This window comes from Curtobacterium sp. MCPF17_046, from assembly GCF_003224295.1.
Classification (GTDB): domain Bacteria; phylum Actinomycetota; class Actinomycetes; order Actinomycetales; family Microbacteriaceae; genus Curtobacterium.
The window spans coordinates 273,481-294,339 of sequence record NZ_QKLB01000003.1 but is presented as its reverse complement, the minus strand read 5'-3'; the positions used below and the strand labels follow the sequence as shown (position 1 = coordinate 294,339).

The 20,859-nt window shown below is 72.1% G+C and carries 17 protein-coding genes; 4 read left to right on the top strand and 13 right to left on the bottom strand.

The window, feature by feature from the left end:
- The 7 genes from DEJ32_RS04655 to DEJ32_RS04625 all read right to left on the bottom strand — a co-directional run.
- Positions 1 to 959: ice-binding family protein (locus tag DEJ32_RS04655; RefSeq protein WP_110900458.1), on the bottom strand; the 959-nt coding region annotated here is incomplete at its 3' end.
- Between the two features lie 267 nt (positions 960 to 1,226).
- Positions 1,227 to 4,271, bottom strand: coding sequence for a glycoside hydrolase family 38 C-terminal domain-containing protein (locus DEJ32_RS04650; protein ID WP_110900457.1), 3,045 nt, complete (start codon positions 4,269 to 4,271; stop codon positions 1,227 to 1,229).
- 46 nt (positions 4,272 to 4,317) lie between these two features.
- On the bottom strand, positions 4,318 to 5,217 hold the full coding sequence (locus DEJ32_RS04645; RefSeq protein ID WP_110900456.1) for a carbohydrate ABC transporter permease: 900 nt from the start codon (positions 5,215 to 5,217) through the stop codon (positions 4,318 to 4,320).
- A 2-nt stretch (positions 5,218 to 5,219) separates the two neighbouring features.
- Positions 5,220 to 6,170, bottom strand: a complete 951-nt coding sequence (locus tag DEJ32_RS04640; protein WP_110900455.1) for a carbohydrate ABC transporter permease — start codon at positions 6,168 to 6,170, stop codon at positions 5,220 to 5,222.
- Positions 6,171 to 6,272: 102 nt separating this feature from the next.
- Entirely contained in the window at positions 6,273 to 7,628 is a 1,356-nt protein-coding gene (locus DEJ32_RS04635) for an extracellular solute-binding protein (RefSeq protein WP_110824167.1), read from the bottom strand.
- 272 nt (positions 7,629 to 7,900) lie between these two features.
- On the bottom strand, positions 7,901 to 8,752 hold the full coding sequence (locus DEJ32_RS04630) for a PhzF family phenazine biosynthesis protein (RefSeq protein WP_110900454.1): 852 nt from the start codon (positions 8,750 to 8,752) through the stop codon (positions 7,901 to 7,903).
- 29 nt (positions 8,753 to 8,781) lie between these two features.
- Entirely contained in the window at positions 8,782 to 10,056 is a 1,275-nt protein-coding gene (locus DEJ32_RS04625; RefSeq protein ID WP_110900453.1) for an ROK family transcriptional regulator, read from the bottom strand.
- An 81-nt stretch (positions 10,057 to 10,137) separates the two neighbouring features.
- Here DEJ32_RS04625 and DEJ32_RS04620 point away from each other — a divergent pair, with 81 nt between their 5' ends.
- Both DEJ32_RS04620 and DEJ32_RS04615 read left to right on the top strand, forming a co-directional pair.
- The gene (locus tag DEJ32_RS04620) at positions 10,138 to 10,590 is read left to right on the top strand and encodes a GNAT family N-acetyltransferase (protein ID WP_110824170.1); all 453 of its coding nucleotides are present in this window, start codon (positions 10,138 to 10,140) and stop codon (positions 10,588 to 10,590) included.
- 8 nt (positions 10,591 to 10,598) lie between these two features.
- Complete coding sequence (locus DEJ32_RS04615; RefSeq protein WP_110900452.1) at positions 10,599 to 10,958, top strand: MGMT family protein; 360 nt, start codon at positions 10,599 to 10,601, stop codon at positions 10,956 to 10,958.
- On the opposite strand, the gene DEJ32_RS04610 is transcribed toward DEJ32_RS04615, so the two are convergent.
- The 3 genes from DEJ32_RS04610 to DEJ32_RS04600 form a co-directional block, all read right to left on the bottom strand.
- Positions 10,955 to 11,440, bottom strand: coding sequence for a DUF805 domain-containing protein (locus DEJ32_RS04610; RefSeq protein WP_110900451.1), 486 nt, complete (start codon positions 11,438 to 11,440; stop codon positions 10,955 to 10,957). The genes DEJ32_RS04615 and DEJ32_RS04610 overlap by 4 nt on opposite strands.
- Before the next feature lie 67 nt (positions 11,441 to 11,507).
- Positions 11,508 to 13,316, bottom strand: a complete 1,809-nt coding sequence (locus DEJ32_RS04605; RefSeq protein WP_110900475.1) for an ABC transporter ATP-binding protein — start codon at positions 13,314 to 13,316, stop codon at positions 11,508 to 11,510.
- 125 nt (positions 13,317 to 13,441) lie between these two features.
- Positions 13,442 to 15,268 carry an ABC transporter ATP-binding protein gene (locus DEJ32_RS04600; RefSeq protein WP_110900450.1) on the bottom strand — a complete coding sequence of 609 codons (1,827 nt, stop codon included), beginning with the start codon at positions 15,266 to 15,268 and terminating at the stop codon, positions 13,442 to 13,444.
- A 342-nt stretch (positions 15,269 to 15,610) separates the two neighbouring features.
- Here DEJ32_RS04600 and DEJ32_RS16450 point away from each other — a divergent pair, with 342 nt between their 5' ends.
- Positions 15,611 to 15,739, top strand: a complete 129-nt coding sequence (locus tag DEJ32_RS16450; RefSeq protein WP_258365820.1) for a hypothetical protein — start codon at positions 15,611 to 15,613, stop codon at positions 15,737 to 15,739.
- 98 nt (positions 15,740 to 15,837) lie between these two features.
- Here the strand turns inward: DEJ32_RS16450 and purH are convergent, their stop codons facing one another.
- The gene (purH, locus tag DEJ32_RS04590; RefSeq protein WP_110900448.1) at positions 15,838 to 17,469 is read right to left on the bottom strand and encodes a bifunctional phosphoribosylaminoimidazolecarboxamide formyltransferase/IMP cyclohydrolase; all 1,632 of its coding nucleotides are present in this window, start codon (positions 17,467 to 17,469) and stop codon (positions 15,838 to 15,840) included.
- Positions 17,466 to 18,059, bottom strand: coding sequence for a phosphoribosylglycinamide formyltransferase (gene purN, locus DEJ32_RS04585; RefSeq protein WP_110889233.1), 594 nt, complete (start codon positions 18,057 to 18,059; stop codon positions 17,466 to 17,468). The genes purH and purN overlap by 4 nt, the downstream gene beginning before the upstream one ends.
- Before the next feature lie 139 nt (positions 18,060 to 18,198).
- On the opposite strand from purN, the gene DEJ32_RS04580 reads away from it, so the two are divergent.
- On the top strand, positions 18,199 to 18,738 hold the full coding sequence (locus DEJ32_RS04580) for a hypothetical protein (RefSeq protein ID WP_146234073.1): 540 nt from the start codon (positions 18,199 to 18,201) through the stop codon (positions 18,736 to 18,738).
- Position 18,739: 1 nt separating this feature from the next.
- Here DEJ32_RS04580 and DEJ32_RS04575 read toward each other — a convergent pair whose 3' ends face one another.
- Positions 18,740 to 20,833, bottom strand: coding sequence for a DUF6350 family protein (locus tag DEJ32_RS04575; RefSeq protein ID WP_110900446.1), 2,094 nt, complete (start codon positions 20,831 to 20,833; stop codon positions 18,740 to 18,742).
- Positions 20,834 to 20,859 lie beyond the last annotated feature (26 nt).

Below are 20,859 nucleotides of genomic sequence, written 5' to 3'. Positions count from 1 at the left end.
GCAGATGTGTATAAGAGACAGGACCCCGGCGCGGTCGGGGTGCCCGAGATGACGCCGGTGGTGCTGTCGATCGTGAGACCGGTCGGCAGGCCCGTGGCGGTGAAGGTCGGCGTCGGCGTCCCGGTGGCGGTCACGGTGTGGCTGTAGGGCTGTCCGGTCGTCGCGTCCGTGGGCGTGCCGGAGGTGATCGACGGCGCGACGGTCGGCGTGGGGGTGGCGGGCGGCGGGCAGGTCTGTGACGGCGTGATCGTGTTCGTGTCGAGCGTCACCGCGCCGTTCAGGGCGAGCAGGCGGCCCTGGACCGTTGCACCGGTGACCGCGGTGACGGACTGCTGGGCGAGGACGGTGCCCTGGAACTGCGCACCGCTCTGGATGGTCGCGGAGCTACCGACCTGCCAGAAGACGTTGCACGAGCTCGCGCCGCCGGTGATCAGGATCCGGGTGTCCGTCCCGACGACCAGCGTGGACGCTGCCTGGAACACCCAGGTCGACTGCGCGTCACCGTCCAGGGTGAGCGTGTTGCCGTCCGACAGGTCCAGTGCACCCCCGGAGTAGACCCCGGGGACGAGCGGGGCACGGTTGTCGAGGTCGGTGACGTCGACGCCGCTCGGCGTGAGTGCCGCGGCCGCGTCGTACGCGGTCCGGGCGTCCTGCTGCGCCTGCGCGGCTTCGGTGCGGGACCGGACCGTGCCGGTGACGACGCCGTCCGGTGCCGCTCCGAACCCGGTGACCGCGGTGCCGGGCGAGACGCCGAGGTCACCGTTGACGACGGTCGGTCCGGTGTTGGTGACGGCGCTGGCCCCGAGGACGCCGTAGGTGGCAGCGGTCCCGAGCTTGACGGGCCCGTCGATCTCGGTGGCCGCGGAGGCGCCGGATGACGCCGTGAGGACGAGCGACACTGCGAGGCCCAGACCGGCACCACCCGTCAGGACGCTGCGGAGGAACGGTGACGCGGCCATGGAGGCACCTGTCTGAGGGGGAGAGGCACAGTGCGTTCGTCGACGACGGACGCATGATCTCCGGTCTCCGGAGTATGCGTCACATCTGCTCGGAACGGGGTGGAGACGCCCGATCCGCCTCGCTCACGGCCGGACTCCCAGGTCGCACACACGCTCGGAGCGGTCACCGGCCGCCGCGGACCCCCAGTGCAGGGGGCACACCATGCACGAGCGGCGCCGGACGGGTGCACCCAGAGCCCCGTCCGACGCCGCGGTCGTCCCGCCCGACTACGCCCGTCGCACCCGCAGGCTGACGATCTCGAACGGCCGGAGCGTCAGCACGACGGGTCCGCCGTCCTCCCACGTCCCGTCGTCGAGCGGTCGTTCGAGCAGGTCCACCCGGGTGACGCCGGCGACGTCGAACCCGAAGTCCACGCCGACGTCGGTCGCCCGACCGCCGAGCGCCTCGTACAGCCGCACGACGACGTCCCCGCTCCGGTCCTCGGCGAGCTTCACGGCCTCGACGAACACCTGCGGCGACGACACGGTGACGAGCGGTTCGACGGCCGTGTCGCCGGGCACCGTCCGCACCGGCAGGTTGAGCCGGTACCCGGAGTCGGCGGCGTCGAGCACCGAGGCGCCGACGCGCAGCACCGTGCGGAACACGTGGTGCCCCTGGTCGGCCTCGGGGTCGGGGAACTTCGGCCCGCGCACGAGGGACTCCCGCACCTGCGTGGTGGTCCCGCCGTCCGCCCGGGTGCTCCGCGTGACGTCGTGCCCGTAGGTCGAGTCGTTCGCGATCGCGACCCCGAAGCCCGGCTCGGCGACGTGCACCCACCGGTGCGCACTCGTCTCGAACCGTGCGAAGTCCCACGAGGTGTTCTGGTGCGTCGGCCGGTCGATGTGCCCGAATTGGATCTCGCTCGACGCCTGGTCGGCCTTGAGGTCGAGCGGGAACGCCAGCTTGAGGAGCTTCTGCTGCTCGTGCCAGTCGACCTCGGTCTCGACGACCAGCTCGGGCTGCCCCTCGGTCGCCGTGTACCGGGTGGTCACGGTCGAGCTGCCGAACGGACGGACGACGACGAGCGCGTCACCCTCGACCGTGACGCTCGTCGCGGTGAGCGCGGACCCGTGGCGCTGGTACGCCCGGTCGATGTCCCACGCCTCCCACTGGTTCGGGGTGTCGCGGAACACGGTGTACTCAGCCGCTGCGGCGCCCGGGGCGACGGCGTCCCGCCCGGAGGCCCGCTCCACGAACGACACGACGTGCCCGGCCGCGTCGACGGTCGCGACGACCGCACCGGTGTCGAAGACGAACCGGTCGCCGTCCGGCTCGGGAGGCACGGCCCGCGCCACGTCGACGGGCGCGGCTCCCAGCGCGGTCACGCCGTCGGCGACCACCGGGGACGCGTTGAACCGGACCTGCGGGGCGGACGCGGCCGGGCCTCCCGGCTGGTCCGCGGTGGCCGTGCCGCCGGTGGCGAGTGCGGAGGTCGCCGTGCCGATCAGCTCCTCGAGGACACCTGCGACGCGGGCGTACTCGGCCTCCGCGTTCTCGTAGACCCAGGCGATGGACGAGCCCGGCAGGATGTCGTGGAACTGCTGGAGCAGCACGGTGTGCCAGGCCGACTCGAGTTCGTCGTACGGGTACGCCTGCCCGAGCCGGACGGCCGCGGTGGAGGCCCAGAGCTCGGCCTCGCGGAGCAGGTGCTCGGAGCGGCGGTTGCCCTGCTTCGTCCGGACCTGCGACGTGTACGTGCCGCGGTGGAACTCGAGGTACATCTCCCCAGACCAGACGCCGGGGGTGGGCAGCGCCTGTTCGAGCTCCTCGAACACCTGCGCCGGCGTGCCGAGGTCGACGCGGGGCGAGCCGTCCAGGTCGTGCTGGCGTCGGGCGGCGGCGACCATCTCGCGGGTCGGACCGCCACCGCCGTCACCGAAGCCGTAGAGCAGCATCGAGGTGTTCGCGACGCCGCGCTCCTTGTTCTGCCGCTCCCCCCGGTGCAGGTCCGCGGGCGAGACGTCGGAGTTGTACGTGTCCGCCGGGGGCAGGTGCGTGAGGACCCGGGAGCCGTCGATGCCCTCCCACAGGAACGACGTGTGCGGGATGACGTTCGTCTCGTTCCACGACGGCTTCTGCGTGACGAACCACTTCGACCCCGCGGCGCGCACGATCTGCGGGAGCGCGCCGGTGTACCCGAACGAGTCGGGGAGCCAGGCCTCGGGGGTGTCGATGCCGAACTCCTCGAGGAAGAACCGCTTGCCGGCGACGAACTGCCGGGCCAGGGCCTCTCCGCCGGGCAGGTTCGTGTCGGACTCGACCCACATGCCGCCGACCGGGATCCACCGCCCCTCGGCGACGCGCTGCTTGATCCGGCCGAACACCTCCGGGTACTCGTCCCGCATCCACGCGTACTGCTGGGCGGACGAGCACGCGAACGTGAAGTCGGGGTCGCGGTCCATCAGGTCGAGCACGTTCGAGAACGTGCGGGCGCACTTGCGCTTCGTCTCCCGCACCGGCCAGAGCCAGGCGGAGTCGATGTGCGCGTGCCCGACGGCGATCGCGCGGTGCGCAGCAGCACTGGCGGGCACGGCGAGCGCCGTCGCCAGCACGGCGCGGGCGTCGGCGGCGGTCCCGGCCACGTCGTCGGGGTCGAGTGCGTCCGCGGCCCGTTCGAGCACGCGGAGCACGTCGGCGCCACGGGTGCCGTCGGTCGGGAGCTCGGCCATGAGACCGCGCAGCACCCAGAGGTCCTGCTGCAGCTCCCACACGGTGTCGTCGCGTTCGACGACCTCGAGTGCGCGGAGCCGGTAGATCGGGACGTCGCCGGCGGTGTGCTTCGAGCCGAGCGGGGTGGCGCCCTGGAAGTCGTCGCCGCCGATGTCGGGGTTCGCGCCGGCCTCGACGTAGAGCTCGAACGACTCCCCCGGGCCGACCTGCAGCGGGACGGTGTCGTTGCGCGGCTCGATGGCCTTGATGGTGGAGCCGTCCGGGCGGAACGCGAGCCCTTCGGCTTGGAACCCGGGCTGGCGCTTGCTGAACCCGAGGTCGACGAGGAGCTCGGCGGTGGTGCCGTCCGCGGTGCCGAAGTCCGCGGGCACGGTGCCGGTGACCCGGAACCACGTGGTGCCCCACGGTCGGGCACCCCACGGCTCGCCGACCGTGAACGGCGTGTACGTCTGCTGCACGGCCTCGGCGAAGGGCACCGGTTCGTCCGGCACCTGCCAGGCCTCGATCGTCACCGGCGATGCCCGTCGGTGGACGTTCGGGTCGACGCGGTCCCGCACGAGTCGCGCGATGCGGGCCTCGACGAGCGGTTCGTCCTGGTGCATGGGGGTCCTTTCGTTCCGCGTGGTGAGCGCGGCTGGGGTGCGGTGGTCAGCCCTTGATGCCGCCGGCGAGGGCGTTGCCCCCGCCGAGGCCGCGGGACACGAGCACGTAGAGGGCGATGACGGGCACGGAGTAGACGATCGAGAACGCGGCGAGCTGCCCGTACGCGACGGCCCCGTTCTGACCGAAGAAGTTGAAGATGCTCACCGCGGCGGGCACCTTGTCGGGCGAGAGCAGCAGGACGAAGGGGACGAAGAAGTTCCCCCACGCCTGGATGAACACGAAGATGAACACCACGGCGATGCCGGGTCGCATGAGCGGCACGACGATGCGGGTGAGCGTCGTGAACATCGAGGCGCCGTCGGTCCAGGCCGCTTCCTCCAGCGAGATCGGCACCGAGTCCATGAAGTTCTTCGCCATCCAGATCGCCATCGGCAGGCTGGTCGCGGCGAGGAAGAAGACGCAGCCCCAGATGTTGTCGATGAGGTTGAGCGACACGAAGAGCGCGTAGACGGGGACCATCATCGCGGTGATGGGCAGACCGGTGCCGAACAGGATGCTGTACAGGAACGGCTTGTTCACGCGCAGCTTGTACCGGGACAGCGGGTACGCGGCGAGGAGCGCGGCGACGACCGTCACGACGGCCGTGCCACCGGAGAGCAGCAGACTGTTCGCGAGCGGGATGAACGACAGCTCCGGGGTGAGCACCTGGGTGAAGTTGTCGAGCGTGAACTGCGACGGCAGCTTCACCGACAGCGACGCCTGCGTGTCCACCGATGCGAGCACGAGCCAGAGCAGCGGCACCGCGAAGCACACCGCGATGACGAGCAGGACGATGTTCGACACCCACCGGAGGGTGCGACCCCGGGGCGAGGTCATGTGGACTGCGCCCGGGGCGGTCACCGAGCGGGTGACGTTCGAGACCGGACGGTCAGCGGTGAGGGCCATGGTCAGTCCACCTCCGGCTTCAGTGCCTTGATGTAGATGATCGAGAAGACCGCGCCGACCACGAGCAGGATGGTCGCGATCGCCGTCCCGAAGCCGAGCTGCGAGAACTGGAACGCCTCCTGGTACGCCAGGATCGGCAGGGTCGACGAGTTCGTGCCCGGTCCGCCGCCCGTCATCACGAAGATGAGGGTGAAGACCGACAGGGTCTGCAGCGTCGTGAGCATGAGGTTCGTCGAGATGCTGCGGCGGATGACCGGCAGCGTGATGTAGACGAGACGCTGCCAGCCGGTGGCGCCGTCGACCTCGGCGGACTCGGTGATCTCCTCGGGGACCTCCTGCACGGCGGCCGAGTAGACGAGCATCGAGAACGCCGTCCCGCGCCAGACGTTCGCGAGGATGACCGCGATCATCGGGTACGTGTAGAGCCAGTTCGGCCCGCTGACGCCGAAGGACGCGAGGAACGAGTTCAGCGTCCCCTCGTCGTGGAAGAACGCGTACGCCGCGAACGAGGCGACGATCTCGGGCAGCACCCACGCGGCGACGACGAAGGTGCCGACGACGCCGCGGACGACCCGGTTCGCGCTGCGCATGAGCAGCGCGAGGCCGAGGCCGAGCACGTTCTGCCCCACCACCGCCGAGGCGATGAGGAACACGATCGTCAGGACCACGGACTTCGGGAAGTCCGGGTCCTGGAAGAGCTCGACGTAGTTCTGGAAGCCGACGAACTGCTGGTCCGCGGCGTCGATGCCGGTCAGCGCCGCGTTCGTGAAGGAGCCGTAGAACGACGAGATGACCGGCCCGAGCAGGAACACGACGAGCAGGACGACGGCGGGCAGGAGCGGGACGACGCGCGTCGCGTTCCGCATCGGGCGCCGCTTCCGCGGCGAGGGTGGGTCGGCGCGGTTCGGCGAACCGGGGGCCGACAGCGTCGGCGCGAGGGGGGTGCTGGACACGGTGGATGCCTTCCGGGTGCGGAGAGGGTTCCGGAGATGGGGGGCTGTCGGGAGGCGCGGGGCGGACGGGCACCGCGCCTCCCGTCAGGTGGTGCCGGCCGGTCAGCCGGCGACGGTGGCGTCCTTGCCGACGACGCCCTCGACGGCCTTGTCGTAGACCGCCGCTGCCTCGGCGGGCGACTGCTGACCGGTCATCACGGACTCCATCGCGACCTGGATGGCGTTCGAGACCTGTGCGTACTCGCTCGTCGCCGGACGGAAGTTCGTGTGCTCCACGAGCCCGGAGAAGAACTCGAAGGTCGGGTTCGCGCCGGTGTACGCCGGGTCCTCGGCGACGTCCTTGCGGACGGCGATCTGGCTGTTCTCCGAGTCGTACTTGATGGAGCCGTCCTTGTCGAGGAACATCGTGATGAAGTCGAACGCGTCCTGCGGGTTCCCCGACTTCGAACCGACCGCGAGCGTCCAGCCGCCGGACATCGAGTTGTAGCCCGGTTCCTGGCCGTTCTGCGTCGGGAAGGGCGCCTGACCCATCACGTCGTTCCACTCGGCCCACGGGGCGGTGCCGGACTCCAGCCAGGTGCCGGACTGCCACGAACCGTCGAGGTCGATCGCGAGCTTGCCCTCCGGCAGCCACGTCTGCGTGATCGTCGTCCCGATGTTGGTGTCGAGGGCCTGCTGCGGCGTGGGCCCGAGGTCGCCCTGGTAGACGTCCTCGATGAACTGCAGCGAGTCCTGGAACTGCTCCGAGCCGACGACCCACTTGCCGTCGCGGTACAGCGTGTTGCCGTCGCCGTCCGCGCCGTAGAGCAGCATCTCGAAGCCCTGCATGGTCGAGGCCTCGCCCTGCGCCTTGCCGGAGTAGATGTTGAACGGGATGACGTCCGGCTGCTGCTCCTTGATGGTCTTCGCGGCGGCGAGGACGTCGTCCCAGGTCTCCGGCTTCCACGGCACGGGCAGACCGGCCTTCTCGAAGATCTCCTTGTTGTACCAGAGCGCACGGGTGTCGGTGCCCATCGGGACGCCGTAGATCTTGCCGTCCTCCCCCTCACCCGCCTGCTTCGCGTTGTCGTAGAACTGGTCCCACTCGTCCCACTTCTCGGTGAACCGGTCGATCGGCTGCAGGTAGCCGGCATCGGCGTCGGCCTTGATGCGGAACGTGTCCTCGTAGATGACGTCGGGCGCGGTCGCGGGTGCCCGGTTCATCAGCGCGAGCTTCGTGGCGTAGTCGTCCTCCTGCGCCTGGATCGGGACGAGTTCGACCTCCTTGCCGGGGTTCGCCTCCTCGTACTCCTTCTTGACGACCTTCATCTGGGCGTCGAGCTGCTGGAAGGCGCCGAACTTCTGGTAGGCGATCTTGATCGTGTCGCTCGAGGCGGACCCCGAGCTCGAGCAGCCGGCGAGTCCGACCGAGGCGACGGCCACGGCGGCGAATCCGGCGATGATGCGGGTGCGTTTCATCGGTGCTCCTTTGCACGGGTGAAGGTCGCGGACTCCGTTGCCCGCGTTGCGGGTTTAGTCCATCGTATGGATTTGAACGTTGTCAAGCGTTCGACGGGAAGCGCGTCCGGTTCGTGACCTGCGGCGGCGTGGGCGGTCCGCCCGGCTTGGTTCGCGCTGCGCGACGTTCTCCGCGTCAGCGAGCACGAACGGTGTCGCTGCGCGCGAAGCGGCCGGTCGGCTCGACTGCGACCGGCCCGGGTCCGTGCCGGTCCCGGGCCCGGGCAGCGCGGCTACCGGATCGGGGTCGCCCCGCCGGTGACGGTGACGCCGCCGCTCACGGGCACGTCGACGAGCAGCACGCTCGGCCGTCCGACGTGCCGCCCCTGCCGGATCACGACCCGGTCACCCGGCACGGCTACGCCGGTCTCCCGCAGGTACGCCCCGACGGACGCGGCGGCCGATCCCGTCGCCGGGTCCTCCGTGATGCGGCCGACCGGGAACAGGTTCCGTGCCTCGTACTCCCCCGGTGTCACCGGGTGCAGCACGGTCACGGTCGCCGGCCAGCCGCTCCGTCGCATGAGGTCGGCGAGCGCCGCGGGGGCGAACCGGAACTGGTGGAACAGGTCCGCGGCGGCGAGCACGAGCACGGGGTGCCAGTTGCCGGCGAAGGCCTCGAGGGGCGGGTGCGCCGCGTCGAGGTCGTCCGGCACGAGTCCGAGCAGGTCGAGCAGCGGCAGCAGCCGATCGTCGGGCAGCGGCCGGGTCGCGGGCACGACGCTCGTCATCGCGACCTGCACGACGCCCGCGGACCGGACCGTGTCGAGCACGACGTCGCCCGACCGTGTGACGAACACCCGCTGCCCGGGCCCCTGCCGCTCGGCGATCGCCACCGCGAGCGCGACCGTCGCGTGGCCGCAGAACGGCACCTCGGCGGCCGGGGAGAAGTAGCGCACCCAGACCCGGTCCCCGTCCCACCCGGTGACGAAGGCGGTCTCGGAGTACCCGACCCGCTGCGCGATCGCGAGCATCTCGTCGTCGGTGAGGGCCGCGGCGTCGAGGACGACCCCGGCCGGGTTGCCGCCGTGCGCACCGGCCCGCGGGTCGGCGAACGCGGTGTACCGGAGGACCTCGACGTGCTGCACGGTCCGAGGCTACCGAGCGTGCGCGACCCTCAGTGCGCGATGAGCAACGTGCTCGCGCGCGGCGACAGCGCCGCGTCGAGCACCAGGCAGGCCGCCCCGACCGCGGCCACGTCCGCACCGCGCTGGCTCTCGACCACGGTCACGGGGTGCTTCGGGACGAGGATCGGCGACCCGGCGATCGCCGCCGTCGCCGCCGGGAGGGCAGCGGGTGCGATCCGCGACCAGAACGGCCCGCCGAAGACGACCCGGTCCACGTCGAGGAGGTTGACGATGACGACCACCGCCCGTCCCATCACCGTGCCGACCTCGGCCGCGAACGCCGACGCGACCGGGTCCCCGGCCGCGACCGCGTCCCCGAGCGCGTCCCACGCCCGGTCGACGGCCGCGAGGTCGACCCCGGCGTCCGCCCCGTCGACCGCGAGCTCGTCCACGTCCCCGAGCGGGACGCCACGCTCCGCCGCGATCCGCACGAGCCGGTCGGGCGTCACGGTGGCCCCGACCTCGCCACGCGCACCCTCGCCGTCGGGCGTGCCGGCGAGGCCCCCCTGGTCGACCATGATGTGTCCGGCGTCCCCGGCGTTCGCCCCGGACCCGCGGACGGGCTCGTGGTCGATGACGAGCCCGACGCCGAACCCGGTGCCGAAGTACACGAACGCGAAGTCCCGCGCCGCTGCCTCCCGCGCCAGGAACAACTCGCCGACCGCCGCGGCGGTGACGTCCTTCTCGAGGAGCACGGGGTACCCGGTCGCGTCGCCGAGGGCGTCCCGGAGCGCCACGTCCCGCCACCGCGGCAGGAACGGCGGGTCGAGCACGATGCCGGCGGCCGCGTCGATCGGCCCCGGCGAGGCGACCCCGACCCCGAGCACGGCGTCGGGGTCGACGTCGGCGCGACGGACGAGTTCGTCGACCGCGGACGCCATCGTCCGGATCACCTGCTCCGGGTCCTCGGCGCTCGGGGTCGACGTGGTGGCCTCGGCCACCACCGCACCCGCCAGGTCGAGCAGCACGTACGTGACGACCGCGGGGTCGACGTGCACCCCGACGGCGAAGCGACTGCGGGCCTCCAGACGGAGGATCGTGCGCGGCTTGCCGCGCCCGGACACCACCGTGCCGGACTCGACGATCATGCCGCCGTCGATGAGGTACCGGGTGACGTTCGAGACCGTCTGCGGGCTGAGGCCGGTGCGGGCCGCGAGTTCGACGCGGCTCAGCCCGTCGGGTGAGCGGCGGACGGCGTCGAGCACGACCGTGCGGTTGAAGCCGCCCAGCGACGGCAGGTTCGCCCCACGTCGATGCTCCGCCACCCGAGCGACGATACCGCCGGAGCACGCTGCCTCCGTCGCACCGCTGGCATCCGACCCGCCCGCACCGTTAGCCTGACCGACATGACGGACCTCCGCCTCGAAGAACTCTCCGCAGCGACCGCCGCAGCGGCCAACTCGCTGACGCTGAAGCCGGGGCAGGAGCAGTTCGTCCAGCCGACCTCGTACGCGCAGGCCGAGTCGGACGTGAAGCCGAGCGCCTCGTGGCCGCGGGTCGTCCTGGACGGGGACGAGGTCGTCGGGCTCATCATCGGCAGCTTCGACGCCGACAACGCGCAGGAGGAACTGCGCAGCTGCATCTGGCGGGTCAACGTCGCCGCGAACGCGCAGGGCCGCGGTGTCGGCCGGTTCGCCGTGCACGGTCTGGCCGAGGAGGCCCGCAAGCGCGGCTTCGAGCGCCTGACCGTGGTCTACGAGCCCGGTGCCGGCAGCCCGGCGGCGTTCTTCGAGGCGATCGGCTTCCGGGTGATCGGCGAGACCCAGTACGGCGACCACTTCGCGGCGCTGACGCTCTAGGCGCCGTCGTGTCGGCCCCGTCGTCCCGCGAGGGCGCGGACGACTTCGGTGCCGCCGTCGCGGCGGTCGTCCGTGCCATCCCGCCGGGTCGTGTGATGACGTACGGCGACGTCGCCGCCGTGCTCGGCTCCCGTGCCTCCCGTGCGGTCGGCAAGGTGATGGCCCACGAGGGCGCCGACCTGCCCTGGTGGCGGGTCGTCCGGGCCGGCGGGCTGCCACCGGTCCGCCACGAGGCACGCGCCCTCGAGCACTACCGCGCCGAGGGCACGCCGCTGCGCCCGACGCGTGCGGTCGACGACGACGCGGCCTGGAGGCTCGACATGCGCCGTGCGCGCTGGTCGCCGACCGCGGACGACCGGTCGGACTAGCGCCGCGCGGACGTCCCCGAGCCGGGCGTCGCCGGGCCGGGCGTCGCCGGGCCGGGCTGCAGGTCGAACCGCGTGCCCTTCGGGTTCGACGGCAGCAGGAAGAACACGAAGAGCACGAGCGACCCGATGCCCGGGAGCACGTGCAGGAACTGCCAGAAGCCGGACAGGTTCGCGTCGTGCAGCCGCCGCGCCCCGAGGGCCAGCCCGCCGACGAGCGTCACGAGGGCCCAGAGCACGAACAGGTAGGACCCGACGGGGTTCTCGAGCAGCGGGGCGTCCGGGGTGAACGCCTGCGGCACGAGCTGCAGCACGAGGCCGACCGCGAACGACGTGAGCCACCACCACCAGAACTCGGAGCGGGACGCCCGGCCGGTGAACACCGTGTACTTCCGCCAGAACCGCCGGACGGCCTCGGCGAAGGGGGCGCCGACGAAGGGGTCGCGCAGGGCGACGCCTCCCGGCTGGACGTCGTTGCTGCTCATCCCCCCAGCAAACCACGGCGTCCGGTCCCGCCCCGGACGGGACGCACCCCCTTCACGGACATCATCACTAGACCAGCGAGTCCCGCCAGGCCGCGTGCAGCTGCGAGAACCGCCCCGTCCCGGCGATGAGGTCGGCGGGCGTGCCGTCCTCGACGATGCGGCCGTACTCCATCACGAGCACCCGGTGGGCGATCGCGACGGTCGACAGCCGGTGCGCGATGATCACCGCGGTCCGGTCGGCGAGCAGGGTCTCGAGCCCCTCCTGCACGAGCCGCTCCGACGGGATGTCGAGCGACGCCGTGGCCTCGTCGAGGATGAGCACCTTCGGGTCCGCCAGGAACGCGCGGGCGAACGACAGCAGCTGCCGTTGGCCTGCCGACACCCGGCCGCCGCGCTTGTTCACGTCGGTGTCGTACCCGTCCGGCAGTGCCGTGATGAACGCGTGGGCGCCGACCGCCTTCGCCGCCGCCACGATGTCCGCTCGGGAGGCTCCCGGTCGACCGAGCTCGATGTTGTCCGCCACCGAGCCGGAGAACAGGTACGCCTCCTGCGTCACCATGACGACCGCCCGGCGCATGTCCTTCGGGTCGAGGTCCCGCAGGTCGACGCCGTCCAGGGTGACCGCGCCCGAGGTCGGGTCGTAGAACCGCGCCATGAGCTTCGCGAGCGTCGACTTGCCGGCACCGGTGGACCCCACGAGCGCGATGGTCTGCCCCGCCGGGATGTGCAGGTCGAACTCCGGCAGCACGACGCGGTCCTCCTTGTAGGCGAACGTGACGTGCTCGAAGTCGACCCGGCCGGCCGCGTCCGGCAGCTTCACCGGCTTCGCCGGGTCCGGGACGCTCGGCTGCTCCTCGAGGACGCCGGAGATCTTCTCCATCGCCGCCGAGGCCGACTGGTAGCTGTTGTAGAACATGGCGAGTTCCTGCGCCGGGTCGAAGAACCGCTTGGCGTACAGCGCGACCGCGAGCAGCGCGCCGATCTCGAGCGACCCGCCGACGACCCGGAAGCCGCCGACGATGACGACCGCGGCGAGCGTCGCGTTCCCGATGAGCACCAGACCCGGGTCGAAGATCCCGAACAGGTTGAACACGCGGGCGTTCGCCTGCCGGTTCTGCTCGACCTGCTCGCCGTACTCGACCTCGTTGCGGGACTCCTTGCGGAACGCCTGCACCGCGCGGATGCCGGTCATCGTCTCGACGAAGTGCACGATCACGCGGGCACTCGTCGTCCGGGTGGACCGGAAGAGCTGCTGCGAGCGCTGCTGGAACCACCGGGTCAGGAACCACAGCGGCACGAGGGCGACCGCGAGCACCAGGCCGGAGGTCGGATCGAGGAGCACGAGCGCCACCGCGGTGAAGAGCATGTACAGCACGCCCTGGATGAGCTGGTTCAACCCGGAGTCGAGCAGTTCCCGGATCGAGTCGAGGTCGCTCGTCTGGCGGGAGATGATCCGGCCCGAGGTGTACGTCTCGTGGAACTCGAGCGAGAGCCGCTGCGTGTGCAGGAACACCCGCTTCCGCAGGTCGAACAGGATCGCCTGGCTGATCCGCGCGGACAGCACGGTGTACCAGGCGGTGAGGACGGCACCGACGACCGCGATCGTGATGTACGACCCCACGACGAGGAACGCCGGCGCCCAGTCGTCCCGGTCGAGCACGGTGGGCAGGGCGTGGTCGATGCCCCAGGCGATGAGCGCCGGACCGGCGACCTGCCCGGCGGTCGCGAGCACCACGACGACGGCGATGCCCCAGAGCCGTGCCCGCAGCGGCGCGGCGAGCGAGCCGAGCAGCGCGAGCGACCGGCGCCGCAGGCGACGGCTCTCGGCCTTCGTGAAGTCCTCGCGTTCCTCGCCGCGCACCCCGTGCACGGTGATCGACGCGGTGACCGGGGCCGCTGCCTCGGCTGCCTGTGTGCCGGTGCCGACCTGCGCCACCGGCACCGATCCGCCCGTGGGTTCCTGGTCGACGGTCACGCGCGCGTCCTGGTCGGTCTCGTCGCTCATGCCATCGCCTCCTCTCGGTCGTCTGCGTCGTCGTCGTCGAGCGACGAGATGACGGCGCGGTAGTGCTCGTTCGTGGCCATCAGCTCGGCGTGCGTGCCGACGGCGGTGACGCGGCCGTCCTCCATGAGCGCCACCCGGTCCGCGAGCGTCACGGTCGACGGACGGTGGGCCACGATGAGCGAGGTCGTGTCGGCGAGGACCCGGCGGAGACCGGCCTCCACCCGGGCCTCGGTGTCCACGTCGAGCGCCGACAGCGGGTCGTCGAGGACGAGCACGCTCGGCCGCGCCGCGATCGCCCGGGCGAGCGCGAGTCGCTGCCGCTGCCCGCCGGACAACGACAGCCCCTCTTCTCCGACCCGGGTGTCGACGCCCTCGGGCAGGTCGTCCACGAAGGACGCCTGCGCGATGTCGAGGGCCTCGCGCATGATCCGCTCGGCCTCCGCCCCGGTCAGGTCCGGGCGGCCGAGCAGGACGTTGTCGCGCACGCTCGACGAGAACAGGGTCGCGTCCTCGAAGGCGACCGCGACGTGCCGTCGGAGTTCGGCTCGGGTGAGGTCCCGCACGTCGACGCCGTCGATCGTGACGGACCCGCCGGTGACGTCGTACAACCGGGGCACGAGCGACAGCAGGGTCGTCTTGCCGGAGCCGGTGAGTCCGACGAGCGCCATCGTCTCGCCGGGCTGCAGGTGCAGCTCGACGCCGTCCACCAGGTCGGGGAACTGCGGCGGGGAGTCCTGGTAGCGGAAGTGCGTCGCGTTGAACGAGAGCGCACCGTGCGGCTCGGTGATGGTCTTCGGCTCCGCGGGGTCCGTGATCGTGTTCTCGGAGTCCATGACCTCGAAGTACCGGTCCACGGCGGTGCGGGTGTCGAACGTCATCGACAGGAAGAACCCGATCGACTCGATCGGGAAGCGCAGCACGGTCGCGGTCGCGAAGAACGCGAAGAGCTGCCCGACGCTGAGGTCCCCCTGGCTGGCGAGCCAGATGCCGGCGAGCAGGCAGAGCGCGAACGCCACGTCCGGCACGAGCAGCAGCCACAGCCAGATCGCCGCGATCGCCTTGGCCTTCTCGATCTCGGTGCCGCGCAGCTGCTCGGCCTGCTCGGCGAACTCGTCGAGCTTGTACCGGCCCCGCCCGAACGCCTTGAGCACGCGGATGCCGTGCACCGACTGCTCGACGCTCGTCGCGAGGTCGCCGACCTGGTCCTGGCTGCGGCGGGCGACGATCGAGTACTTCCGCTCGAACAGGACGCTGTTCACCCACACCGGGATCGACGCCACCAGGAAGATGAGGCCGAGCTGCCAGCCGAACGTGAAGAGCACGGCGAACCCGATGACGATCGTCACGACGTTCACGACGAGGAGCACGATGCCGAACGCCAGCCAGCGCCGGATGAGCGACAGGTCGGACACCGAGCGGGACAGCAGCTGCCCGGACTCCCACCGGTCGTGGAACGCGACGGGCAGGTCCTGCAGCTTCGCGTAGAGCGCGTTCCGCATGCTCGCCTCGATGCGGGTCGACGGCCGCATGACGAGCTTCCGGCGCGAGGCGATGAAGAACGCCTCGAGGACACCGAGCGCGAGCACCGCGGCTCCGGCGGGCAGGATGAGTCCGCCGTCCCCGGATGCGAGCGGCCCGTCGACGAGGGCCTGCAGGACGTACGGGATGGCGAGCGCGACGACGGAGGCGCCGAGCGCCGCCAGCATCCCGCCGAGCAGACGCCATCGGTAGGGCTGGACGTAGGGCCAGAGCCGTCCGAGCGCGCGGGCGGTGGACGGTCGCGCCGGGGTCGGCGCCGGTTCCCGATCGGGTCCCTGGGACATGCGTATGCGTCCTCGTGCTTCGTGCCGGGTCCCGTCGGCCAGGGGCTGGCCCTGTCCGGACGGGAGGCCCGGGGTGCGTTGCGTGGTCTGGTCGGCCGGTTGCCCGGTCACGGTGCCGCGGTCGTCGTCGGGACGGCGTCCATCGGTGGGCCGGATCGGCATCCGGTCGGAGGCGACGGGGACACGTGTCCCTGGCGCTCGGTCGGGCTGGGCCGGATCCGGCCCGGCGGGTGCGGGAGGCGGCTCTACGCGGTCGGCGTCGCCGGGACGACGGGTGCCCCCGCGGACGGGGACGACGCGACGGCGCGACGGGCGCGTCGTGCGTCGGGAGCGGTCCCGCTGATGGACGTCCGTGTCGTCCGGGCCCCCGTTGCCGTGGTGCCGGTCGTCGTGTCCATCGTCACTCCAGTCGTCGTCTTCGTCACCGTCGTGTCCGCGGTGCCGCCGACCCGTGGAGCAGTCGTCGGCTGAGGCCGCAGAGCCCTGCAGACTATCGGCAGCGACTCTCAGCGCGCAACCAGCAACGCGTGCTGGTCCGCGCGACGCCGCCGTGCCCGACGGATCGGCGCTCAGTGGAAGAAGTGTCGCTCGCCCGTGAAGTACATCGTGACGCCGGCTGCCGTCGCGGCCGCGATGACCTCGTCGTCCCGGACGCTGCCGCCCGGCTGGGCGACCGCACGCACCCCGGCGTCGAGCAGGACCTGCAAGCCGTCGGCGAACGGGAAGAACGCGTCCGACGCGGCGACCGAACGGGCAGCGCGGTCCCCGGCGCGGTTCACGGCGAGGTGGCACGAGTCGACGCGGTTCACCTGCCCCATGCCGACCCCGACGCTCGCGCCCTGGTTCGCGAGCAGGATCGCGTTCGACTTCACCGCACGGCTGGCCTTCCACGCGAAGGCCAGGTCGGCGAGGGTCTGCTCGTCGGCCGGCTCGCCGGAGACCAGGGTCCACGCGGACTGGTCGAACCCGGTGAAGCGGTCGGCGTCCTGCACGAGGAAGCCGCCCGAGATCTGCTTGACCTCACGCTCGGCGAGCGCGAAGTCCCCCGGCAGCGTGAGCAGGCGGATGTTCTTCTTGCGGGACAGGACCTCGAGTGCCTCGGGGTCGAACGCGGGAGCCACGACGACCTCGGTGAAGATGTCGGCGATCGTCTCGGCCATGCCCAGCGTGACCGGACGGTTCGCCGCGATGACCCCGCCGAACGCCGACAGCGGGTCGCAGGCATGCGCGGCGGCATGCGCGGAGGCGATCGGGTCGGATGCGTCGGGAGCGGCGACCGCGATGCCGCACGGGTTGGCGTGCTTGATGATCGCGACGGCCGGCTCCGCGAAGTCGTACGCGGCACGGACCGCTGCGTCCGCGTCGACGTAGTTGTTGTACGACATCTCCTTGCCGTGCAACTGGGTCGCCTGCGCGATCCCGGTGCCGTCGGCGCTCGTGTACAGCGCCGCGGACTGGTGGGCGTTCTCGCCGTAGCGGAGCGTCGCGGTGCGGTCCGCGGTCAGCGTGAGCTGCTCCGGGAAGGCGCTGGGGGCCTCCCGGTCGTCGGCGCCGGACGCGACCGGTTCGGCGACGACGTCGGACGCGAAGTACGCGGCGACGGCGGTGTCGTACGCCGCGGTGTGGCCGAAGGCCTGCGCGGCGAGGCGCTTGCGGAGGGCGAGGTCGGTGCCGCCGGCACGGACGGCCTCGGCTACCTCGGCGTAGGAGGCGGGCGAGACGACGATCGCGACGTTCGGGTGGTTCTTCGCGGACGCGCGGACCATGGCCGGGCCGCCGATGTCGACATTCTCGACCACGGTCGCGGTGTCGGCGCCCGAGGCGACCGTCTCGACGAACGGGTACAGGTTCACGACGACGAGCTCGAACGGCGCGATCCCGAGGTCGGTGAGCTGCTGCTCGTGCGACTCGAGGCGGAGGTCGGCGAGCAGCCCCGCGTGCACGGCGGGGTGCAGGGTCTTCACGCGGCCGTCGAGCGACTCCGGGAAGCCCGTGACGCTCGCGACGTCGGTGACGGCGTACCCGGCGTCGCGGATGGTCTGCGCGGTGGAGCCCGTGGACACGAGCTCGACACCCGCGTCGGCGAGGGCGCCGGCGAGCTCGAGCAGCCCAGACTTGTCGCTCACCGAGATGAGGGCGCGACGCACGGGCACGACGTCCCGGTCGCGGTACAGGCTGGGGTCGGCGGCGTGCACGCTCATGCGGGGGTGGTGCCCTTCAGGTCGATGTGTCCGTTGGCGATGTCGAGGACGGTCTGGATGAGCAGCCGGCGTTCGACGGGCTTGATGCGGTCGTGCAGGGTCGACTCGGTGTCGTGCGGCAGGACCGGGACGCGCTCCTGCGCCAGGATCGGTCCGCTGTCGACGCCGTCGTCCACGGCGATGACGCTCGCGCCGGTCTCGGTCACGCCGGCGGCCAGGGCGTCACGGACGCCGTGCGCGCCCGGGAACTCGGGCAGGTACGCCGGGTGCGTGTTGATGACCGACGGTCCGAACTCCGCCACGACCGCGGGCGGCAGCAGGCGCATGAGCCCAGACAGCACCAGCAGGTCGGGCGTCCACGGGCGGATCTGCTCGGCGAGCGCCTCGCCCCACTCGGCGCGGGTCGCGTAGCGCGTGAACGGCACCGTGAAGGTCGGGATCGAGTACTCCTCGCCGAGCTGGAGGCCCTCGGCGTCACGGTCTGCCCCGATCGCGACGACGCGGGCGGGGTACTCGGCATCGCGGGTCGCCTCGAGCAGGGCCCGGAGGTTCGACCCGGTACCGGAGATCAGGACGACCAGTTCGAGCACGGGAACAACCCTAGCGGGGCTGCGCGCCGGACCGGGCGGTCAGGGGTCCACTCCTCGATCGGTCGTGACATGTGCAATACCAGTAGGTAGGTTCGACGACGGAGGCGATCCGACCTCCGCCATGACGATCGGAGTCATCGTGAACCGTCCATCCATCCACTCGACGACCGTGGGCATCGCGACGGCGAGCGCCGTCGTCGCCGCTGTGCTCCTGCCGGTCGCACCAGCCGGAGCCGCCCCGGAGCGGCCGACGACCTCCGTCGCCACACGGGTCGGGTTCGCCACCGATGCGGTGCGCCAGGAGCTGCAGGAACTCGAGGGGACGCAGTCGACAGCCGAGATCGACCACATCGTCGACTCGGGCCACCTCGTGGCCACCTACACCGCAGGTACCTCGTCGACCATCGTCGCGGCGGTCGACCTCGGTCCCGCGCAGCGTGCCCTCTCCTTCGTCGGCCCCGGTTGCAGTACGGACAGCCTGTGCATGACGAACACGAGCAACTCCCCCAGCGCCTACACCGGCACCGGCAGCCTGAGCGGGACGTGGAAGCGCATCACGAGCGCGGCAGCCTACGGCCGCAAGGCGCGCTTCACGTGGGGCGGTGGAGCGCTGACCGTCGAAGCCGGGCACGTCAACTACTTCGGCGCACCGGTGACGATGAAGAAGGTGAGCCGGTAGCTCAGGCGTCGGTGTCGCCCTTCGGCCTCCGCCACCACGGCAGCTCGTCCTCGGGGATCTGGTCCGTCGTGTCCCAGGTCGCCGCACGGGGCGCCGGACGCGCGGGGGGCTCCGGGTCCACGTCGTCCCGCCCGGCGACGAACTCCTCCGTGCTCCACGGGAAGGCCGGCTGCTCGTCGGTCCGCGGCGGGACAGGACCCGCGGAGCCGCGCGGCGCAGGTGTGGCGTCGGTCGTGGGTGGGACGGCACCGCCGGAACGGTGCCGCAAGGCGTCCGCGCGGTCTCGCAGGTCGCCGGCCCGCTCCCGCAGGTCCCCGGCCCGGTCGCGGGCACCGGTGGCAGCGGCACGGAGACGTGCCCGGACGCTGTCGACGGCGCCGCCGGCTCGCGTGCGCGGCCCGGCGGCAGCGCCCGCGTGGTCGTCCAGACGCTCGGATGCGACTGCGTCCGTCCGCGCCCAGTCCGGCAGGTCGACGTCGGTGGCCTCGGCGTGCGCGGCCTCGGTCTGGGACGGCGCCGCGTCCGGCGCAGCCGGGAGGCCCGTGTCATCCCGGCCGTGCTCCGCCCCGTCCGCACCGCGTCCGGGCCGGTCGTCGCCGCGTCCGGGCTGGTCGTCGCCCGCCACACGGTCGGACGTCAGCGTCTCGCCGCCACGGTCGAGGTCGGCGGTCGCTCGGGGAACCGCACCGGAGTCCGTGCTGGCGTGCGTCACCGGGTCGTGCACCTCGTCCACCGAGAACCGGTGCACGTCGGTGGTCCGGCCGGCGCCCGCGTGGTCGAGGGCAGCGATGAGCGACCCGTGGTCGGCGCTCGCGTCCGCGGTGGCGACGTCGTCCTCGACCTCGTGCCAGCGCTCACCGATGCAGGAGCGCTCCGGCAGGCGCACCAGGTCACTGCCGATCGCGAGCGCGACGATCGCGGGGACACCGACCTCGAGTGCGGCGACGGCACCGACCACCAGGGCGTCCGGTCCGACGACGGCCAGGCGCCCCGGTCCCGCCGACCCTGCGGTGAGCCCGGTGACGACACCGGTCAGGACACCGGCGACCAGCCCGGTCACGACCCCGCCGAGCGCCCGGTACAGGGCCGAGTCGGCGGACCCGAGCGCACGGACGAGCCGCGGACGCAGCAGTCCACCGGTGACGAAGCCCGCCACGACGGGCACCAGGATCCAGACCAGGCCGAACGTGTGCCCGGACGTCGGCAGCGCCCCGAGCAACGGCACGGCCGGGAGCGGCCCGAGCACGGTCCCGAGGGGCGACACGGACGACCCGGCGCCGATCGCGAAGCCCGGGCCGACGAGCCACGCCGTCGCCCACCCGACCAGGTCCGGGACGAACGCGAGCTGGCCGACCGTCATGGCGATGCCGCCGACGACACCGGCGTGCGACCGTTCGTAGAGCGTGATGACCTCGGCGAAGGAGCCGAGGAGCGCGAACCCGACCAGGACGCCCGCGACCGCCACGACGCACGCGGTCGCGACGGTGCCGGCCCGCAGACCGAAGCCGACGACGCCGCGCCAGAGCGCCGGGATGCGGCCGACCAGGTCCACCACCCGGAGGGTCAGCGGATCGGCCGCCAGGCCACGCCGCCGCCGGCAGACCTCGGCCGTGACGACGGCCGGGACGCCGAACCAGAGCGCGGGCAGCACGACGGCCTGCCAGATCACCGGGTGGGTGGCACTCGTGGTCGCGGTGAGGGCGACCAGCAGGCCGAGGGCGGCGACCGCCGCGGTGCCGACCAGGACCCCGGTGACGCGGTGCTCCGTCTCGGCGAACCGGCGTCCGGCCCGGCCGCCGAGCCACGCCGTGACGACGGCGAACCCGAGGGCTGCGAGGGTGACGACGATCGGTGCGGACGCCCCGGGGAGCCCGGTGGCCTCCGCCGCCGCCGAGCCGAGCGTGAACGTGACGTCCACGCCGTGACCGATGAGCCAGACGTTGCCCGCCGCGGTCCAGAAGACGCTCCAGTCGACCTGGAGTCCGTACTCGAACGCCCACAGCAGGGTGAGCGGCACGAGGGCGACGCCCACGCCGACGCCGACCGTCACGATCGCTTCGATCACGGCGAGGAGGGCGGTTCCGAGGCGGTTCATCGCAGCGAGGATACGTGCCCGACCCC

What these genes read in the sequence shown, in the direction of transcription:
- DEJ32_RS04635 (WP_110824167.1), bottom strand. Translation starts at nt 7,628, where the DNA reads ATGAAACGCACCCGCATCATCGCCGGATTCGCCGCCGTGGCCGTCGCC.
- DEJ32_RS04620 (WP_110824170.1), top strand. Translation starts at nt 10,138, where the DNA reads ATGACGGACCTCCGCCTCGAAGAACTCTCCGCAGCGACCGCCGCAGCG.
- DEJ32_RS16450 (WP_258365820.1), top strand. Translation starts at nt 15,611, where the DNA reads ATGGACGTCCGTGTCGTCCGGGCCCCCGTTGCCGTGGTGCCGGTCGTC.
- DEJ32_RS04575 (WP_110900446.1), bottom strand. Translation starts at nt 20,833, where the DNA reads ATGAACCGCCTCGGAACCGCCCTCCTCGCCGTGATCGAAGCGATCGTG.
- purH (WP_110900448.1), bottom strand. Translation starts at nt 17,469, where the DNA reads ATGAGCGTGCACGCCGCCGACCCCAGCCTGTACCGCGACCGGGACGTC.
- DEJ32_RS04645 (WP_110900456.1), bottom strand. Translation starts at nt 5,217, where the DNA reads ATGGCCCTCACCGCTGACCGTCCGGTCTCGAACGTCACCCGCTCGGTG.
- DEJ32_RS04650 (WP_110900457.1), bottom strand. Translation starts at nt 4,271, where the DNA reads ATGCACCAGGACGAACCGCTCGTCGAGGCCCGCATCGCGCGACTCGTG.
- DEJ32_RS04610 (WP_110900451.1), bottom strand. Translation starts at nt 11,440, where the DNA reads ATGAGCAGCAACGACGTCCAGCCGGGAGGCGTCGCCCTGCGCGACCCC.
- DEJ32_RS04600 (WP_110900450.1), bottom strand. Translation starts at nt 15,268, where the DNA reads ATGTCCCAGGGACCCGATCGGGAACCGGCGCCGACCCCGGCGCGACCG.